Consider the following 18,330-nt stretch of genomic DNA (forward strand, 5'->3'; position numbering starts at 1 on the left):
CCTATAGCCAGCAGAGACGCCCATGTCCTTCGCGATTCCCGGTGAATCCGTGGCCAAGACGGCGGTGCGCCAGAAGGCGCCCGGTATCTTGGCCTGGTTGATTGCTTACCCGCCTTTTGATCAGATGCAGGCGCAGCATTGCGATTACCTGATCGAGCATAGCGAGCTACGGTTTTTTTCAGCCGGACAGGTGCTGCTGGAAGAAGGCGCGCGTGTTGACCAGCTCTACATTGTTCGCCAAGGCCAACTCTCCAGCCAGGAGCACGGTGAAACTCACGAGTATGTGGAAGGAGACCTGCTGCCCGTGCGTGAACTGGTCTCGGGTCAGGCTCTGGACAGCGCGTACCAGGTGCAGGAAGACTGCTTTACCTTGTGTGTGGCTGGTGAAGCCGTTGCCCATCTACTGACCATTAGCGAGCCTTTTCGGGATTACTGCCTGCGTGGTGCCAGCAGCTTGTTAGCCTCGGTCTGGCGCAGTGCTCAGCAAAGCGCCAGTGCCGACCTGGGCGCCAGCTATACGCTGGACATGAGTCTGCAAGCCCTGACGGAGCGCGGTTTGCTCAGCTGCTTGCCGGATTGCCCGGTCGAGCAGGCGGTCAAAGACATGCACGAGCGTCAGGTCAGCAGCATGGTGGTCGTCAATCCGGACCAGCACCTGCTGGGCATCTTTACCTTGCGAGACTTGCGCCGTTTGGTGGCAGGTGGTCAGTACGATCCGACCCAGGCCATGTCTCAAGTCATGACACCGGACCCGGTCTGGCTGGCGCCGCAATCCTCGGCCTTTGATGCGGCTTTGCTGATGGTAGAGCATCAGATCGGCCATATCTGCCTGGTTCAAGACCATAAAGTTGTCGGCATGGTGTCCGAGCGCGATGTGTTCTCCTTGCAGCGCGTGGATCTGGTGCATTTGTCGCGTGCCTTGCGCTGTGCCCAGGACGTGTCTGTGTTGGTGCGTCTGCAGTCCGATATTGGTCGGTTGGTGGATGCCATGCTGGCCCACGGTGCGCGTTCTGAACAACTGACTGCGGTGATTACGCGTTTGAACGATCACACGGTTCAGCGCACGATTGAATTGACCTTGCCCGGCTCCGGGCTGGATGGCATCGAGTTTTGCTGGCTGGCCTTTGGCAGCCAGGCTCGTGGTGAGCAAACCCGTCATACCGATCAGGACAATGGCATTTTGTTTGCCGCCCATTCGCCCGAACAGGCCCAAGCCCATCGCGCCTTGCTCTTGCCTTTTGCCCGTCGGGTGAACGAGGCCCTGGACCGCTGCGGGATGGTCTGGTGTACCGGCAATATCATGGCCAGTAATCCTGATCTATGCCTGTCTGAAGCCGAATGGCTGCATCGCTTCCAGATCATGATTGAACGGCCTGCGCCCGAGCAATTGCTGGAGTCCACGATTTACTTCGATTGCCGCGCCATCTGGGGCCAGAGCAGTATGCTGCAACGCATGCAGCGTCGGGTACTGGGCATGGTGAACGATAACCCTGTGTTCCAGCGCATGCTGGCTCAAAGTACCTGTCAGACCCGTATTCCCAGTGGTAAAAAGCGTAGCCGCCTGGAGGCCTTGATGGGGCAGGGTGATGACAAGCTGGATATCAAGAAACAAGCCTTGGCTCCTATGGTTGATGTGCTGCGTGTGCTGGCGCTGGCGCACGGTTGCGAGCTGCCGTCCTCCATGGACAGGCTGGCGGTGCTGACCCAGCGCGGCGTCTTTACGGCCGAGGAATCAGAAGGCTTGTGCGAAGCCTATCGCTATCTGCAATTGTTGCGCTTGCAGCATCATCAAACCCAGCTTCAAGAAGGGCAGGAGCCCAACAATCTGGTGCGCTTGAGTGGTTTGGGTGCTCTGGATGCGCGTGTCTTGCGTGAGGCCTTGTCACAAGTGCGTCGTGCCCAACGTATTCTGGCTTTCCGGTATCGCTTATGAAACTGCTTTCCTGGTTACCTTGGCGTCGAGCCTCTTTCGCTGCACGCAGCCCCTCCTTGTCCTGGAGCGGGGTGGATGAGCAGGTCTTGGACGAAGCGGCGTTTACCGTGCTGGATCTGGAAACCAGCGGTCTGGAGCCTAAGCGCCACCATATTGTGCAGATGGGAGCAGTACGGCTGGAAAACGGCTCGATTGCCCTGGGCAATATCTGGTCCGGTCTGGTTCGTACCCATGGCGAGCGTAGCCCCGATAGCTTATTGATTCATGAGATCAGCCCGCAGCAACAAGAAGAGGGCGAACCCTTGCCACAGCTGATGCGGGACTTTGCTCGCTATTCAGAAAATACGGTATGGGTAGCCTGGGATGCCGATTTTGATTTGGCGTTTCTGGATCGTGCCTGGCCACAGGCCGGGCTGGAGCAGTCTCGGCCTTTGGCCCTGGATCTGGCCGAGCTGGCGGCCTGTGTATTGCCGGACTGGCGGGGGCGTCGCTTGGGCCTGGACGATTGCCTGAAGTACTGTGGTCTGCCAGTAAGCGACCGCCATGATGCTTTGGGCGACGCCCTGGTCAGTGCACAGTTGATGCAGTTATTGATTGGGCGCGCCAAGCAAAAAGGCATCCTGACCATAGGGCAGGCCCGGCGCTTGATGCAGTCGCACAAGCAGCGGCAGGCGCACGCGTTTTAAGAACCCGCCAGCCCCAGAGCGACCCGCATCATGGCTTCGTAGCCGGAGTTGAATAGCTGGGTCAGGAAGGGCGTGGTTTGAGGGACGACTACGGTTAGCAAGGTCAGGCCTATGGTCAGGGTGATCGGAAAACCCACGGCAAAAATCGTCAATTGCTGGGCGGTACGGTTCAATATCCCGAAGGCCAAGTTAATGGTCAGCAGCACAATAATCAGCGGTAGGGCCAGCAACATGCCAGACACCCACAATTCGCTGCTCCAATCCAGCAAGGCACCCCAGCCATTGATGTTCAGGTCTGCACCGATGGGCAGCACATGGAATGTGCGTACCAGCACGCCCAGCAAGAGCAGATGGCCGTTCAGGGCCAGAAAGGTCAGCACCGCAATCACGTTCAGCAGCCGCGATAGCACGGCGGTATTCGCGCCAGTAGCGGGGTCAAAAAATGAGGCAAAAGACAAGCCCATTTGCAGCCCGATAAATTCGCCCGCTGTCTGCACCGCTGCAAACACGATGCGCATGGTCAGGCCCAGCGCGACCCCGATGAACACTTGTTGCGCCGCAATCAGCAGGGCCTCGTAAGAGGCCGTAGGCAGATCGGGTAGAGGCGGTAGCGAGGGCGCGACAATCAGGGTCAGGACAAAACCCAGACCCACTTTGGCCCGCTTGGGGATGGCCGATTCGCTGAAAAAGGGGACCGTGGCCAGGGTGGCCAGAATACGGATGAAGGGCCACAGAAAGGCGTTGAGCCAGGCATAGAGCTGGGCGGAGTTCAGGTCGAGCACGGCAAGCCTAGGGCCTGTTCAGTGGGCAAGGCATTGCACTTTGCCAGTCACGGATTTGCGTACTCACGGAAGGCTCCTTGTCGCGCTGGTCGGTCTTAGTTGACCAGCCCGGGAATGCCACGTAACAGGCCCTGCATGTAGTCGACCATATTGTTGATCAACCAGGGGCCCAGCAGCACTACCGTAATGCCCATGGCCAGCAGCTTGGGGATGAAAGATAGCGTCATCTCATTGATCTGGGTGGCTGCCTGGAAAATACTGATGCCCAGACCGACTACCAGCACCACGATCAACATGGGACCGGCCATGGACAGGGCCAGTTTCAGGGCGGTATAGGTCATGGACATGACGGTTTCGGGAGTCATGGCAGTCCTTTATTGGTAGAAGCTGCGAGCCAGGGAACCCAGCAGCAGATGCCAGCCATCGGCCAGCACAAACAGCATGAGCTTGAAGGGCAGCGAGATGGTCACGGGTGGGACCATCATCATCCCCAGGGACATCAGAACGCTGGCAATCACCAGGTCAATGATCAGAAAAGGGATAAAAATCGTAAAGCCGATCTGGAAGGCGGTTTTCAACTCACTGGTCACAAAAGCCGGCACCAATACGCGCAAGGGGACATCTTCCGGAGATTCCAGTTCTGCCACGCCCGCCATATCGCCAAACAGCTTCAAGTCCGCTTCACGGGTCTGGTGCAGCATGAAGGTTTTCAGGGGCTGGGCGCCTTGCTCCAGCGCGGTTTCAAAGCTGATCTTGTTTTCCGACAAGGGCTTGTAGGCGTCCTGATACACCTGATCAAACACCGGCGACATCACAAAGAAAGTCAGAAACAGGGCCAGACCCACCAGCACGGTGTTGGGCGGTGCCGTGCCTGTTCCCATGGCATTGCGCAGCAGACCGAGCACAATGATGACGCGGGTAAAGCCGGTCATCATCAGCAAGGCTGCAGGCAGGAAGGACATCATGGTCAGCATGGCCAGCGTCTGGATGCTGAGTGACCAGGTTTGCGAGCCGTTTGGACCTGCCGTGCTGGTAATGGCCGGAACAGCTTGGGCCCAGGCTTCGGAAGGCAGGAGCAGGCTGATCAGAGCCAGAAGCAGCATCAGGCCGATGCGTTGGGCGGAAGAGAGGAGTGCGGTCATGGTGCGGTCAGCGGGGCGCACGGTGCTGGTCCAGATGGGCCTGGAAGTCCGGCTCGGAGCCAGCAGGCGTCGTGGTGTGCAGCAGGCTGATCTGCTGAGGGGTGATGCCAATCAGAATTTCGCGGTCATCAATCTGGATCAAGGCTACGCTGCTGCGTGGCCCCAGGCGTTGATTGTCCAGAATCTTGATGCGTTGCTGGTTTTTGTTTTTCAGCAGCCCGCCTCGGCGGGCGACCCAGGCTGCTGCCAGAATCAGGCCTACAACCAGCAGCAGGCTAAGCATGATTCTGACGAGCTGGGCTTGTTCCATGTTTTAGCGGCGGCCGTTCAGGCGCTGGATACGGTCTGATGGGGTCACGATGTCGGTGACGCGAATACCGTATTTATCGTCCACCACAACCACTTCGCCTTGGGCGATCAGGTAGCCGTTCACGTAAATATCCAGCGGCTCACCGGCCAGACCGTCCAGTTCCACTACCGAGCCCTGGCCCAGTTGCAGAATGTTCTTGATGGTCAGACGTGTGCGGCCCAGCTCCACCGACAACTGGACCGGGATGTCCATAATCATGTCGATATCGGTGGTGGCGTTCGCCTGGGCGTGTTCCATGGGCGGGAACAGATTGCTGGCTGGGCTGGGTTCGTGCACAGGCGCGGCTGCGCTTTGCTCGGCCAGTGCCGAGGCCCAGTCATCCTCCAAGGGCTGTTCCAGTCCCTGGGCTTGGGTGCTGCTTTGGCTGCCAGCTTGTTGCTCAGCCATCGCGGCTGCCCAGTCGTCCTCGGGTGCAGACCGGTCGTTAGGGTTGTGAGGGTCGCTCATAGGGACTTACCTTTAGTCAAATCGCTGTCGTTGGTGGCCAAGATTTTTTCTACCCGCAAGGAATAGCGGCCACCGGAGGTGCCGTAGTGGCATTCCAGAACCGGTACGCCATCCACGTGGGCTTCAATAAGAGTGGGAATTTCAATCGGCAAGACATCATTGGCCTTTAACTGGGTCAGCTCGGCAATGGTCATGTCTATATTGACGAAGTTGGCAATCAGTTCGACTTCGGCGCTGCGCACTTGTCGTGACAATTGCTGGGTCCAGCGCTGGTCAATATCGTTGGTGCCTTTGTCCTGCAAGGGGCGGGTCAGCAGATCGCGCAGCGGCTCGATCATGGAGTAGGGCAGGCAGATATTCAGATTGCCGCCCTGGGCACCAAATTCAATATTGAAAGAGGTCACCACCACGATGTCGTTGCTGCTGCTGATGCTGGCAAACTTGGTATGCATCTCCGAGCGCATGTACTCCGCTTCCAGCGGGTAGATGGACTCCCAGGCGCCGCAGTAGCTCTCCAGGGTCAGGGTCAGCAAACGCTGGATGATGCGCTGCTCGGTCGTGGTGAAGTCCCGGCCTTCGACGCGGGTGTTGTAGCGGCCATGGCCACCAAACAGGCTGTCGATAATCAGGAAGACCAGGTTCGGGTCGAAGGTAAACAGCGACACGCCGCGCAAGGGCTTTAAGGCAACCATGTTCAGGTTGCTGGGCACGGGCAGGTTGCGTTCGAAATCCGAGTACTTCTGAATACGAATGGAGCCGACGGTAATGTCTGCGTTGCGGCGCATGAAACTGAGCATGGTCGAGCGCAAACGACGGGCAAAGCGCTCGTTGATCAGCTCCAGGGTCTGCATGCGATGACGCACTACCCGGTCTGGCGAGGTCAGGTCATAGGCCCGTACGCCAGTCAGGTTTTCGTTCAAGGGCTTGGTGTCAGCGCCTTCGCCGGTAACACCGGCCAGCAGTGCATCGACTTCGTCTTGGGATAGGAAGCTCTGATACGACATTTATTGGATGACAAAGGCGGTGAACAGGACATCATTGATGTTCGGTACAGCGGTGTTGAGCGCGTAGGGCTCTTTCAGGCCGGCGCTCAGCTGTGCAACCAGGGCTTGACGCCCTTCGGAAGTCTGGATGTAGGTGGGGCGCTGTTCAGCCAGAATTTTGAGCACGCGATCGCGTACCATGGGCATGTACTCCACCAGCATGGAACGTGAACCATCGTCCTGGACGCGCAAGGTGATGCCTACGTACAAGATGCGCGAGCGGCCATTCTCGTTCAGGGTGACGGTAAAGGGGTCCAGCGGCGCAAAAATGGGTTTGGCATTGACCTTGACCACCGACGGTTCGTCCGGGGCAGGGGCCGCTTCAACCGACTGGCTTTTTTCTGCCCAGGCCAACCAGGCAGGCGTGCTGCTTTGTTGCAGGGAGTAGTACAGCGTTGCGCCCACGCTAGCGGCGATAATAAACAGAACCAGCAGACCGGTTTTCATCAGGCGTGCAAGTTTGGTGGGTGCTTTTCGGGCCATGTGATGTGAGCGATGTATTTTCTAGCGTATTACAAACAGACAAACGCATGTCGGGCCTGAGCCTGACTGCATGCCTGAGCTATTGTGCCGGAGGTCAGACAGGACAGGCCCGGCGAATAGACGCTGCTTTTCGAGCTTAATCATGCTTTTTGCCGGGCTGTCTGTGGGACTGTGAATCAGGCGAAGGTATCAACCAGCGCGTCGGGGTTCAGCGAGCGGGTGGCGCTGCTGTTCACCAGGGGGCCGGTCTCCTCAGTGGACGCCAGGCCGTTCAGGCTGAAGGTGGCTTGATCGCCTTGATTGCCCTTGGCGGCCAGTTGCTCGTGAAAGGCTTGATGCGAGGCGTGTTGGTCGCCTACATCAGCCTGTCCCAAAGTCAGGCCACTTTCAGCAAACTGCTGTTGCAGTTGCTGCAAGGACTGCTCCAGGGTGTGGCGGACTTGGGCGTGGGGCGAGGTGATCATGGCGTGGGCCATGCCGTCCTGCATTTGCAAGGTAATGCGCAAGGGGCCCAGTTCGGGCGGGTCCAGGCGAATATCGGCGCTTTGAATGCCGCCTTGAGCCTGTTGGGCCAAGGTAATCATTTGACGACCCATAGCGGCACCCCACTCGGGGGATTGGACCGGCGTGGCAATGGCCAACGTCATGGGGCTGGGCAAGGCGGTCGGGCTGTTGGCCTGGACTGCGTTAGGTGCGGCGCCAAGTTGGGCTAGCAGGGAGGCATCCAGAGCGGGCAGGTTCTGATTCACGCCAGCACGGGCATCTTCAGCCATTTGTCGGCCAAAGCTAGCCAAGGACGCCGACGCCTCATCCATCAAACGTGTTTGGGACGAAGCCGTATTTACGGGGATGTTGGTGCCTAGCGGGTTGTTGTTCAGTACTTGTGCAGCATTGCTCGCCGGTTTGCGGGTGGCGGTGGCAGCCAGCGGATTGCTGGTTTCAAGGGCTTTAGGCAAGACCAGTTCAGCGTTCAGATCAAGCTCGGCTTCTGCTTCAACGGCTTTCAATGGCGATGTCTGAGCTTGACGGCTGCTTAGGTCGACGGTCAGATTCTGGCGTGTGTTGGCGGTGCTCAGCGGCAGTTTGCTATCGGTTTGTACTCCTTTGGGATCGGCCTTGATGCTCTTGATGGCCTGTACTTGCGACAGAATCGACAAGGCCATGGCCGGCAGGCCGCTATCGGCCGGGGCGTCGGTGTCAAGTTCCAGATCGGTCTGATGGGCAATCAGCAGGGCGGGGTCCTGGGTCAGGATGTCCAGTTCGCTGGCGTCGGCCTGTTCGGCCTCGGCATCAGCCAGCTTGGAGCTGTCGGCGGGAGTCTGGGTTTTGGCGCTGTCCTGCTTGGCGGCTGCTGGTGTCTTGCCAGCCCCTTTGTTTTGCACCTGCTGCTGTTGTGTTTGCAGGTGCTGGGCAAAGCCTTCGTCTTTGGGCGCATGCGCAGCCGCAGGCCCGGCCGTGTTGGTGGTGGGGGCCGAGGTTGCGGCAGGGACCGCAGGTAAAACCGAAAGAGTGGGCGAAGTCATGGCGGCGCTTGTTTAATAGGCGGTCTGGCTACGGGTAAAGAGACGAGCAGCGATTTCATCGCTGTTACGTTGTTCCATTCTTTGTTGCTGGACTTGCTGGGTCTGGAGACGGCGGTCGATCAAGGTTTCATACGCTTTCAGGCGTTGCTGATGGCCATACCAGACCTGGCGTCCCTCTTCCATTTTCTCTTCCAGCGCTTGGATGACACTATTTTGCTGGGAAATGGCCTGGTCCAATGTCACGATAAAGCGCCGGAAATTGTGGTAGTTCGCCATGGTTACCCCGGTTTGGCCCACATCCAGCAGGCGCTGGGCGTAGTCCTGGCGATAGGTCTGCAACATTTCCAGCTGCGACTGGGCCGCATCGCGTTCTGTGCGTAGCTCCTGCAGATGGCGGGCCGCATCGTCCACATTGTTCTGACTGAGATCGACCAGCGTATGTAAAGAGGCGTTGGCTTTCATGGCTATTGCTCGCTATTGAGAACGGCGTTCAATTCATCAAAGGCGCGTGGCACGTCCACACGTTGCTGCATGCCCTGGCGCAAATAGGCTTCCAGCCAGGGGAAACGATCAATGGCCTGATCAATGGCAGGATCGTTGCCACGGGTGTAGGCACCCACGGCAATCAGGTCGCGGTTGCGTTGGTAGCTGGAGAGCAGTCCCTTGAAGCGGTGCACCATCTTGATCTGTTCCGGCTCCACAATGCTGGGCATGACCCGCGAGATGGAGGCTTCGATATCAATGGCTGGGTAATGGCCGGTTTCCGCCAAACTGCGTGACAGCACAATGTGACCGTCCAGAATCGCGCGAGCCGAGTCGGCAATCGGGTCTTGCTGGTCGTCGCCCTCGGTCAGCACGGTGTAGAACGCGGTGATCGAGCCGCAACGGCCTTGTGCATTGGGTTCGCCATTGCCGGCGCGTTCCACCAGGGCGGGCAGCTTGGCAAAAACGGAAGGAGGATAGCCCTTGGTGGCGGGCGGTTCGCCAATCGCCAAGGCGATTTCGCGCTGGGCCATGGCATAACGCGTCAGTGAATCCATGATCAGCAAGACGTTCTTGCCTTCATCACGGAAAAACTCGGCCAGACGGGTGGCGTACACCGCGCCTTGTAGACGCAGCAAGGGCGAGACATCAGCCGGAGCAGCGACGACAACCGAGCGTTGCAGGCCTTCTTCGCCCAGGTTGTGCTCAATAAATTCTTTAACTTCTCGGCCCCGTTCACCGATCAGGCCCACGACAATAATGTCGGCCTGGGTGTAGCGGGCCATCATGCCCAACAGCACACTCTTACCCACGCCGGAACCGGCAAACAGACCCATGCGCTGCCCACGGCCTACGGTCAGCAAACCGTTGATGGCACGTACTCCTACGTCCAGAACCGTGTCGATGGGACTGCGTTTCAGTGGGTTGGGTGTGGTGTGGCTGAGTGAGACGGACGCTTGCGCGTCGATCGGGCCCAAACCGTCCAGCGGATTGCCACTGCCATCGACCACGCGACCCAGCAGGCCGGGGCCGACCGGAACATGGCGCGAACGCGCCTGGGCGGGCAGGCTGTCCGGTTGATCGGAGTCGGGCAGCGGAACCGGCGGCTGCAATTGAGCTTCAACCGGTACAACACGTGCACCGGGAGGCAGGCCGGAAATTTCGCTCAAGGGCATCAAATACAAGGATCTGCCTTCAAACCCTACAACCTCGGCTTCGGCCCAGATGTTTTGCGCGGCAGACAGCTCCACTTTGCAAGCGGCTCCTACAGCCAGCTTCAAGCCTGTAGCTTCCAGCACCAAACCCGTGGCGCGGACAACGCGGCCGCTGCGCAAGCAGGGCTCAATGGCCTGGACCCGTTGCTGTGCCGACAGCATCTGGGCGCGCCAGCGTTCGGGGGAGGAGGCCAAAAGGGGCGTTGCCATCAGGGCTCCGAAGAGACGGGCAAGCCCAGGCTGGCCAGGGTGCGTTTCCAGCGAGTGGCAAAGGTGGCGTCAATATCGCCGTAACTGGAGCGCACACGACATTCACCGCGTTGCAGCTGGGGGTCTTCTTGCAGACGCCAGGCGCGGGGCTCGCCTTGTTCAATCAGAAACTCACGCACCAGGCTGATGTCGTCCGGGTGCAAGCTCAGTTCCAGGGCGCTGGTATCGCCTGGATCACTACGCAGTACTTCGGCAACCAGATCGCGGATGCGGCTGGGTTCGGCCTTGATGGTGCTTTGCAATACATGCTCGGCAATACGTGTCGCCAGCTGAATCAGGGATTGGCCCATTTCCTGATCCATCAGTTCAATGGACTGGGCGCAGTTCTGGTTCAAGGCGACAAATTCCTTGATGTACTGGTCAATCTGTTCTTGTGCCTTGGCCATTCCAGCCGCCATTCCGGCTTCATAGCCCTGGGCATGACCACTTTCCTGGCCTGCTGCCAGACCAGCAGCGTGGCCTTGGTTGTAACCGGCCTGATAGCCCTGGGTATGGCCTTCTTCCTGCGCCTGGCTGCGCTGGTTTTCCAGATCGCGCTGCAGTTCTTCCGGGGTAGGAGGGACGAACTCGGGCTCTTCCGGTTCCGGGGCGACGACAGGATCATCCAGCCCCTGCATTTGCCAGCGGCTCCAGCTTTCCTGAAGTTCCGAGTAGGCCGAGGCTTTACGGTGGCTGGACATTTACAGGCTCCTGCGCAGGCGGTTCGTGCCTGGGCACAAGCGAATAACGGCTTGGACGGGCAGGAGCTGCCCAAACGAGGCCGTCTTAGACATATTCGTCCCCACTCAGGCCACCCAGCGTAATCTGACCGGCTTCGGCCAGGCGACGGGCCACCTGCACAATGGCTTTTTGTTCCTGTTCCACCTTGGACATGCGGATCGGGCCTTGGGCGTCGATGTCTTCGCGCAGCATTTCGGCAGCACGGTTGGACATATTGCGGAAGAACTTGTCGCGCAACTCTTCGGGCGCGCCTTTCAGGGCAATCGTCAATGCAGAGGTCTCGATTTCCTTGAGCAGCAGCTGAATGGCAATGTCTTCCACATCGGCCAGGTTCTCGAACACGAACATCTCGTCCACGATGCGCTGGGTCAGGTCGGCGTCCATGCCGCGCAGACTGGTCAGGACGGACTCTTCCAGGCTGGCGTTCATGTAGTTCAGCATCTCGGCTGCCGTGCGTGGACCACCCATCTTGCTGCGTTTGGCACCCTGGCCCGATAGCATGCCGTTCAACACTTCGGTCAGCTCGTTCAGGGCCGTGGGCTGCACGCCACCAAAAGTAGCAATACGCAGGACCACATCATCGCGCAAACGATCCGGAATGTAGCCCAGAATGTCGGCGGCGCGATCACGCTCCAGATGCACCAGAATGGTGGCAATAATTTGGGGGTGTTCGTCGGCAATCAGCTCGGCCACGCTGGAGGCATCCAGCCAGTTCAGGGCATCAATACCGCTGCTGGAGCCTTCGCTGTTTTCCAGCAAGTCTTCGATCAGGCCAGCGGCTCGGTCCGAGCCCAGCGCCTTGTTCAGGACGGAGCGGATGTAGGCGTTGGAGTCCAGCGCCACCGCCATGAACTGGTCGGCCTCCTGGCGAAAGCTCTCCAGAGCCTCGTCCATATCGGCACGGGTCAGTTGCTTCAGGGACGCCATGGCGGTACTGAGCTGCTGCACCTCACGAGGCGAGAGGTGGCGAAACACCTCGGCGGCGGCATCTTCCCCCAAGGACATCATCAAAATCGCACTGCGTTCGATGGAATCGTCCGGTTTAGCCGTTTTCATTTTTTTCATCTTTGTTCAACCAGGAGCGCAACACCATAGCCACGGCACGTGGGTCATCGTGAGCCATCGTGCGGGCGGTGTTCAGATTCTCTTCGTAGCGGCTCATTTCGGCGGCACGTTGTTCAGCGGCCTGTTCGCGAGCAGATTCTTCTTTCTGGCGCTCGACGCGGGCGTCAGCCACCGCCTTGGCCTGGATCAGGCCCTGGATGATGGGGTTGATGACGATGCGCCATGCCATGAACAGAATGAATGCAAAGACCAGATACTTGACCAGTTCCATAGCGAGCTCGCGGTACTCCGGATTTTTCCAGAAGGGGGTATCAATATCGCCTTGCTCGTTGAACTGTCCGTTCACCACGCTCAGGCTATCGCCTCGATCAGCCGAGTAACCCACGGCTTGCTTGACCAGATCGCGGATCTTGTCCAGTTCTTCCTGCTCCAGCGGCTGTTGCTCCTTGTCCGTATTGCGGTAGTTCACCACCACGGCCACCGACAGGCGGCTGAGCTGACCCAAAGGACCTTTGACATGGCTGATGGTGCGATCCACTTCGTAGTTCACGGTGGAGTCGTTACGCGCATTGCCGGTGTTTTGCAGCAAGCGGGCCTGTTCGGCCAGGGACACCAGTGAAGGGTCTGTACCGGCCGCTGCAGCGTTCGCAGCGTTGGCGGTTTGTGCGGCGGCATTGGCCGGCTCAGTTGCCGGAGCAGCCGGGGCTTGGGGCTGATTCGGTGCAGCAGGCGGGTTGACCAGATTGGCGGTGGCATTGTTGGGAGCCTGATTGCTCAAGGCACCGGGCACGCCCTGGGGCTGCTGCGGGTTGCGTTGCAAGGAAGAGCTGGTCTGCTGGCTGCGTACCGCGGCCTGACCGGGTTGCTGATTGGGCTTGTAGACCTCGGACGTCTGCTCGCGGCGCGAGAAGTCCACCTCGGCCGTCACCTGGGCGCGGACGTTGCCAGCACCGACCAAGGGGTTCAGCAAGGTCAGGATGCGCTGGACGGCTCGGTATTCAATATCGTTTACAAAATTGCGCTGCTGATTATCAGCGCCCATCTCGCCAGTGGGCGCGGTCAGCAAGCGGCCATTCTGGTCAATGATGGACACCTTGTCGGCATGCAGATTGGGCACGCTGGAGGAGATCAGCCAGCTGATGGCGGAAACCTGGCCTTCGCTCAGGTCGCGGCCCGGATACAGCGACAGCACTACCGAAGCGGTCGGAGACTGGCGGTCACGTACAAACAAGGTTTCACGCGGCATGGCTAGGTGAACGCGGGCTTCCTTGACGGCATGCACGGCCTTGATGGAGTTGGCCAGCTCGCCTTCCAGGGCGCGCTGATACGTGACTTGCTCGGTGAACTGGCTGGCGCCAAAGCGGCTTTGATCCAGCAGCTCGAAACCGGCATTGCCACTGCGCGGCAAGCCTTGCGAGGCCATTTGCATGCGCACATCGTGCACACGATCCTGTGGCACCAGAATGGCCGTGCCGTTGCTGTTGAACTGGTAGGGCACATTCATCTGGCCTAGAGCCGAGACAATCGCACCGCCATCGCGGTCGTCCAGATTGGAGAACAGTACCTGGTAAGTAGGGCCGCGGCTCCACAGCAAGAGGGCGACAATCAGAGCAATCAGTGCGGCACCCAGCCCGATCAGCGCTACCTTGGGCAAGGCGCGCAGTGTGTCGTAGCCAGGAAGTTTATTCAGCAACTGTGCTGTCTGACTCATGGGTGAGGCAGAGGCAGGGTTCTGCATGGAATCAGGGGAGTTCAAATCAGGACGTGCTCAGGCAGCATTAAGGAAAGGGCGGCGGGCATGAAAGAATCAGGCGCTTATACCGGCATACTGGCAATTTCTTGGTAGGCGGCCACTAAGCGGTTGCGTACCTGGACGGTGGCCTGAAAGCCCACGCTGGCTTTTTGCAGGTCAATCATCACGTCGTTCAAGGAAATTCCGGGCTCGCCCATCTCAAAGGCCTGAGCCTGGGCATTGGCCTCGTTCTGCGCCCGGGAAACCCGGTTCAAAGAGCGGGCCAGCTCGGCGGCAAAGCCACCGGGAGCGGCGCTGCTGGCCGAGGAGGACACAGAACTGGAAGCCCCGGCCGCTTGCGCGACGGCGCGCATCTGGGCCAAAAGGTTTTCAATGCTGGAAAGATTGGAAATCGACATATTCGCTTGCCAGAAAGTCAGGATGGGCCACGCGCACAGGTGCGGGCAGCTTGCCGTGCTTAATGTAACGTTTAGAACGCGAGGCTAAGCAGGGTATCTAAGCCCAAAAACAGGGGCTTTTCAGCCCTTATAAATGGCAGGCTCAGGTTTTTGGGGCGTCGTGCAAAGCCTGCAAGGCCTGTGTGGCCTGGGGATGGCCTTGTTCCAGTGCGTAGAGCCAGGCCAGCAATTCAGCCACGGCTTGATAGAGCTGAGGGGGGATGTGACGGTCCAGATCTACCTGCATCAACAGGCCGACCAGTTCGGGGGACTCGTGTACGTACAGACCGTGTTCGCAGGCGGTCTCGACAATTTTTTCGGCCAAGGTGCCGTAGCCTTTGGCAACCACGCGCGGGGCCCCGTCCTTGGGGTCGTAGCGCAAGGCCAGAGCCTGCGGGCGATGGGTGGGAGAATCATGATTCATCGGGCAGGTCCTGCGGCAGGGTCGGGTCGGCTTCAATCTGCAATTGGCTCAGGATCAGGCCCTGGTCCTGCAGACGCTCGCGCAAGGGCAGGCTGTTCTCGTCCAGATAGGGGGCGGATTGATCGGCCTGGATATGAAGCAGCAATTGCTGATTCAAGAGGTTGAGCCGTAGTGTGATCGGCCCCAGCGTGGGCAGGTCCAGTTGCAAGGTGCTGGACCAGTGTTCGGTTTCGTCCTCTGACTGGGCCTCGTGACGTTGTACGCTCCAGTTCATGTCGGCATCCGGCCAGGCCTGACCTTGCCATTGCAGGTTCTGATGGGCCAGCGTATCCAGTTGCTGACGCACCAGCATGCTATTGGCCGGGTCTTGGGTGCTGGCCTGGGCCTGAGTATTTTGGCTTGTACCGGTATGTGTTTCGGCCGCGGGGCGATTCAGGTTTTGCGGCTCTTGCTGTAATTCGCCGACGCTGCGTTGCCCAAAGTGCAGATCACTAAGATGAGATTCGTAGAACAGCCCGCTCTGTTGCAGGGCCTGGGGCAGAGCCTGGCTGAAATGTTGAGCCAGGGCGGCCGTGCTGCCTGTGGGCAGGGCGTTCTGGGCTGCTGTACCAGTGGCTGGGGTGCCCGCGCTGGGCATGCCTGCGGGCGCGCCCGTTCCAGCGGCATGGCTACCTGCTGTCGTTGCGCTGGTGGAACCGGCATTTGCGCTACCCGTTGCCGCGCTTCCGGGTAAAGGCAGGCGTTGCTGAGCCAGGGTTGCAATTGTGCTGGCGGTATTTTGTGCTGTGCCTGCGCGTCCCGTAGTCTGGGTCTCACTGCCGGGGCGCGTGGGTTCCTTGCCGTCTGCCTGCATCGTGGGACGGCCAGGTAATAAGGCCTGTCGTCCCTGGATAGCAGGGGCACGATCCGGAAAGCGCTCCAGCAAGGACAGAATCAGTTGGGCAGTGCGCCCCAGGGTCGTGGGGGCTGAACTGGTGGTGGCCGTATTGGGGCCACGTGCATTCAGAGTTGGATCGGTCGAGGTTTGGCCGTTTTGTGTGCGGATGTTCCGGCTATCGCGGCCCTGGGTGTGGGCGCGAGCCTGGTCTACGCTTTGGCGTTGATCACGAGCCGTTTGGTTTTCGGCGCGCTCGGGGCGTTGGCTGCCCGGTGTCTGGCTGATGGCGTCCGGGCGGGCGCCTGTGGCGATATTGCTTTGCTGTCCAGTGCTGATACCCAGAACGGCATCAAGCCGTTGAATAAGCAGCGTCCCCAAGGGGGAGGGGCCGCCTATGCTCATGGATGAACGCTAGGGCTGTAATACGCTTGCAGCACGGTTTGCTGGCGTTTCATATTGCCCAGCAGTGCGCCCAGACGACCCAGCTCGGGGGTAGCCAGATGGCGGATCTGGGCGTCGTCTTCCAGAATTTGGGTCAGCAACTGACGGCGTGCCTGTTTTTGGGTAACAGACAGATCTTCCATGTTCTTGAGCTTTTCCACGGCGAGTTGATAGTGTTCGGACTGTTCAAACACATCCTCCCAGCGAGCCGTTTGGGCAAGCTCCAGCATGTGACGGGTGATGCTGGCGATAATTTGATATTGATCGACGATCGGGTTAGAGGTATCGCTCATGTTCGTACCAGGCGCTAAAGGCGCAAAGGAGGTTGGAGGTGCAGGTCAGGAACAGAACCTGTCCCGCGAGCCCCGGAGTCAAGCTGGCTGCTTGGCACGTTGGGTATCAACATTGCTGCGCCAGGCATCGGCAATATCGGTTAGCAAGCGCTCGGCCAGCGTTAGCTTTTCCGTGTCATTGCGAAGGTTGGCCAACATCAGATTGTGCAAGATCAGGTCGTAGGTGGCGACCAGATTGCGGGCCAGCTCTCCGCCCTTTTCGGTGTCGACTGCCATTTTCAGGCCGCTATCGACAATATCAATAGCCTTCGATAATGACTGCCCCCGCCCGGCAATATTGCCCTGTTCCATATGCAAGCGCGCTTGCAGCATGGCGGTGCGCGCACCGTTAAATAACAGGGTAATCAGATGTTCGGGGCTCGCGCTCAGGACCTCGGTTTCCAGGCCTACTTGAGCGTAGGCGCGGACCGATTGTTGGCCAAAGCGACGGGAAGGGGCAGGATAGCTCATAGGGGTTTATTTATTGCTGTTCATATTGCCCAGCATGGACAGTTGCTGGCTTAGGTAATTGCTGGTGCCTTGCATGCGGTTGATCATGACGTCCAGTTGGACGAACTGCTTGCGATAGGCTTCCATCTTTTCTTCGATGCGTTTGTCGGCGTTATCGTACTGATCCTGCAGGGTTTTACCGATTTTTTCGGCGCCTTCCTGGGCCTTGTCAATGCGTCCGCCTTTTTTGACAAAATCTTCTGCTGCTTTTTGGACACGACCTGCTATGGCCTGTTCGCCGACAAACATCTTCTGGACGTCAGCCATATTGTTTTTCAAGGCGGCGTCCAGCTTCTTGTCATCAATCTGCAACTCACCAGTTTTGGGGTCAAGGTTAATGCCAAGACCAATCAGAGTCCGTACTTCGCCGTCTCCGCTTACATGGCCCAAAGTGGCTTCTCGCATTGCGTTTTGGGCTTCACGGGCCAAGGAATCGCCTGTCAGGGCCGAGCCCTGCTTCAGGTCAGGGTTATAGGCGGTTAGCGAGCGAATGGATTTATTGAGCTTGTTGTAGGCCGCAACGTATTCTTTGATAGCCTCGGAAGCCTTGCTATCGTCTTTGCTGACGTCAATATTGATGGCTTCGGAACTTGCTTTGTTCAGCGTAATTTCCAGGCCTTCAATAGTGTCGTTCAATGTGTTGCTTTCGCTGCTGATCTTAATACCGTTCACGGTTAGCTCAGCGTTTACCGCTGCTACTTCTTTAGGGCCGCTTGTGGTTGCGTGGCTGGGATTAAAGTTCAGCAGTTTGCTTAAGTCTTCGTTGCCGTCCACGTTGATCGAGGCAACAGAAGCAGCCTTGCCAGTGTCGGTAGCCGATAATTGCAATCGGTAAGGCTCGTCAGCGGCTCCGGTATTAATGATAGTGGCTTTTATGCCCAGCTTAGCATCGGCATTAATCGCGTTCATTACCCCTTGCAAGGACGTGTCCTTGCCGGTCATATCAAGAGTATGCTCCTTACCATTGGCTAATGTGACGGTAATCTTGCCGTCTGTGCCTAGGGCGGTGTCACGAGAAGTGTGTGCTGCGGCGGTCAGTGTTTGTCGGGTAGCCAAGTTACTTACTTCGATGACGTATTGACCAGGCACGGCTTTAGCTGTGCCGGAAACTTTCACGTCTTCGCTATTGGCAGTCGTTTTGACGGCACCATATAAATCTTCGGAGTTCAGTTTTTTGGCGGCTGCTTGCAGTTCAGACAGACCACTTTTTAGCTGACCATAGGCCGAAATCTTGTTGGTATTGGCAACCTGGCGGTTCTGAATGACAACAAGGCTCTTCTTTTCCGTCTTGCGCAGATCTTCCAGCAGTTCGTCCAGCTTCAGGCCCGAGCCTACGCCAATTGCAGAAATAGCCATATTCAATACTCCTTTAGTGTCCTATTTTGTCGCGAATGT

The 18,330-nt window shown here is 58.5% G+C and carries 21 protein-coding genes; 2 read left to right on the forward strand and 19 right to left on the reverse strand.

The genetic code is table 11. The features are described from left to right. Positions 1-22 precede the first annotated feature (22 nt). Entirely contained in the window at positions 23-1,933 is a 1,911-nt protein-coding gene (locus ACLPGZ_RS02385) for a DUF294 nucleotidyltransferase-like domain-containing protein (protein ID WP_239055295.1), read from the forward strand. Further along, positions 1,930-2,619: a 3'-5' exonuclease gene (locus tag ACLPGZ_RS02390; protein ID WP_239055296.1), complete on the forward strand. Its 690-nt coding sequence runs from the start codon at positions 1,930-1,932 to the stop codon at positions 2,617-2,619. Before ACLPGZ_RS02385 ends, ACLPGZ_RS02390 begins: the two co-directional genes overlap by 4 nt. Here ACLPGZ_RS02390 and fliR read toward each other — a convergent pair. From fliR to fliD, 19 genes are all read right to left on the reverse strand, one after another. Then, on the reverse strand, positions 2,616-3,401 hold the full coding sequence (gene fliR / locus ACLPGZ_RS02395; protein WP_239055297.1) for a flagellar biosynthetic protein FliR: 786 nt from the start codon (positions 3,399-3,401) through the stop codon (positions 2,616-2,618). The genes ACLPGZ_RS02390 and fliR overlap by 4 nt on opposite strands. Before the next feature lie 95 nt (positions 3,402-3,496). After that, positions 3,497-3,766 carry a flagellar biosynthesis protein FliQ gene (gene fliQ, locus ACLPGZ_RS02400; protein ID WP_003804652.1) on the reverse strand — a complete coding sequence of 90 codons (270 nt, stop codon included), beginning with the start codon at positions 3,764-3,766 and terminating at the stop codon, positions 3,497-3,499. A 9-nt stretch (positions 3,767-3,775) separates the two neighbouring features. Further along, the gene (gene fliP, locus ACLPGZ_RS02405) at positions 3,776-4,543 is read right to left on the reverse strand and encodes a flagellar type III secretion system pore protein FliP (RefSeq protein ID WP_239055298.1); all 768 of its coding nucleotides are present in this window, start codon (positions 4,541-4,543) and stop codon (positions 3,776-3,778) included. Between the two features lie 7 nt (positions 4,544-4,550). Next, the gene (gene fliO, locus ACLPGZ_RS02410; RefSeq protein WP_153229564.1) at positions 4,551-4,826 is read right to left on the reverse strand and encodes a flagellar biosynthetic protein FliO; all 276 of its coding nucleotides are present in this window, start codon (positions 4,824-4,826) and stop codon (positions 4,551-4,553) included. 30 nt (positions 4,827-4,856) lie between these two features. After that, a complete protein-coding gene (gene fliN / locus ACLPGZ_RS02415) occupies positions 4,857-5,360 on the reverse strand; it encodes a flagellar motor switch protein FliN (RefSeq protein WP_045931731.1) in 504 nt (167 codons plus the stop codon). Continuing rightward, positions 5,357-6,364, reverse strand: coding sequence for a flagellar motor switch protein FliM (gene fliM, locus ACLPGZ_RS02420; RefSeq protein ID WP_239055299.1), 1,008 nt, complete (start codon positions 6,362-6,364; stop codon positions 5,357-5,359). The genes fliN and fliM overlap by 4 nt, the downstream gene beginning before the upstream one ends. Continuing rightward, complete coding sequence (locus ACLPGZ_RS02425; RefSeq protein ID WP_239055300.1) at positions 6,365-6,850, reverse strand: flagellar basal body-associated FliL family protein; 486 nt, start codon at positions 6,848-6,850, stop codon at positions 6,365-6,367. A 212-nt stretch (positions 6,851-7,062) separates the two neighbouring features. After that, positions 7,063-8,409 carry a flagellar hook-length control protein FliK gene (locus ACLPGZ_RS02430; protein ID WP_239055301.1) on the reverse strand — a complete coding sequence of 449 codons (1,347 nt, stop codon included), beginning with the start codon at positions 8,407-8,409 and terminating at the stop codon, positions 7,063-7,065. A gap of 12 nt (positions 8,410-8,421) precedes the next feature. Beyond that, entirely contained in the window at positions 8,422-8,871 is a 450-nt protein-coding gene (fliJ, locus tag ACLPGZ_RS02435) for a flagellar export protein FliJ (protein ID WP_239055302.1), read from the reverse strand. A gap of 2 nt (positions 8,872-8,873) precedes the next feature. Continuing rightward, entirely contained in the window at positions 8,874-10,316 is a 1,443-nt protein-coding gene (gene fliI / locus ACLPGZ_RS02440) for a flagellar protein export ATPase FliI (RefSeq protein ID WP_428993901.1), read from the reverse strand. Then, complete coding sequence (fliH, locus tag ACLPGZ_RS02445; protein ID WP_239055303.1) at positions 10,316-11,056, reverse strand: flagellar assembly protein FliH; 741 nt, start codon at positions 11,054-11,056, stop codon at positions 10,316-10,318. The genes fliI and fliH overlap by 1 nt, the downstream gene beginning before the upstream one ends. 85 nt (positions 11,057-11,141) lie before the next feature. Continuing rightward, a complete protein-coding gene (gene fliG, locus ACLPGZ_RS02450) occupies positions 11,142-12,152 on the reverse strand; it encodes a flagellar motor switch protein FliG (protein WP_026484542.1) in 1,011 nt (336 codons plus the stop codon). Next, positions 12,139-13,872 (reverse strand): flagellar basal-body MS-ring/collar protein FliF, encoded by a 1,734-nt coding sequence (gene fliF / locus ACLPGZ_RS02455; protein WP_226349329.1) that lies wholly within the window; start codon positions 13,870-13,872, stop codon positions 12,139-12,141. The genes fliG and fliF overlap by 14 nt, the downstream gene beginning before the upstream one ends. A 104-nt stretch (positions 13,873-13,976) precedes the next feature. Further along, positions 13,977-14,312 (reverse strand): flagellar hook-basal body complex protein FliE, encoded by a 336-nt coding sequence (fliE, locus tag ACLPGZ_RS02460; RefSeq protein ID WP_239055304.1) that lies wholly within the window; start codon positions 14,310-14,312, stop codon positions 13,977-13,979. 142 nt (positions 14,313-14,454) lie between these two features. Continuing rightward, complete coding sequence (locus ACLPGZ_RS02465; RefSeq protein WP_239055305.1) at positions 14,455-14,775, reverse strand: EscU/YscU/HrcU family type III secretion system export apparatus switch protein; 321 nt, start codon at positions 14,773-14,775, stop codon at positions 14,455-14,457. After that, complete coding sequence (locus ACLPGZ_RS02470) at positions 14,765-16,054, reverse strand: flagellar hook-length control protein FliK (protein WP_239055306.1); 1,290 nt, start codon at positions 16,052-16,054, stop codon at positions 14,765-14,767. Before ACLPGZ_RS02470 ends, ACLPGZ_RS02465 begins: the two co-directional genes overlap by 11 nt. After that, positions 16,051-16,386, reverse strand: a complete 336-nt coding sequence (locus ACLPGZ_RS02475; protein ID WP_239055307.1) for a flagellar protein FliT — start codon at positions 16,384-16,386, stop codon at positions 16,051-16,053. The genes ACLPGZ_RS02470 and ACLPGZ_RS02475 overlap by 4 nt, the downstream gene beginning before the upstream one ends. Before the next feature lie 78 nt (positions 16,387-16,464). Further along, positions 16,465-16,896, reverse strand: a complete 432-nt coding sequence (gene fliS / locus ACLPGZ_RS02480; RefSeq protein WP_429640972.1) for a flagellar export chaperone FliS — start codon at positions 16,894-16,896, stop codon at positions 16,465-16,467. Between the two features lie 6 nt (positions 16,897-16,902). Then, a complete protein-coding gene (gene fliD, locus ACLPGZ_RS02485) occupies positions 16,903-18,291 on the reverse strand; it encodes a flagellar filament capping protein FliD (RefSeq protein ID WP_239055308.1) in 1,389 nt (462 codons plus the stop codon). Positions 18,292-18,330 lie beyond the last annotated feature (39 nt).

This window comes from Alcaligenes sp. Me129, assembly GCF_050487245.1.
GTDB lineage: Bacteria > Pseudomonadota > Gammaproteobacteria > Burkholderiales > Burkholderiaceae_B > Alcaligenes > Alcaligenes phenolicus.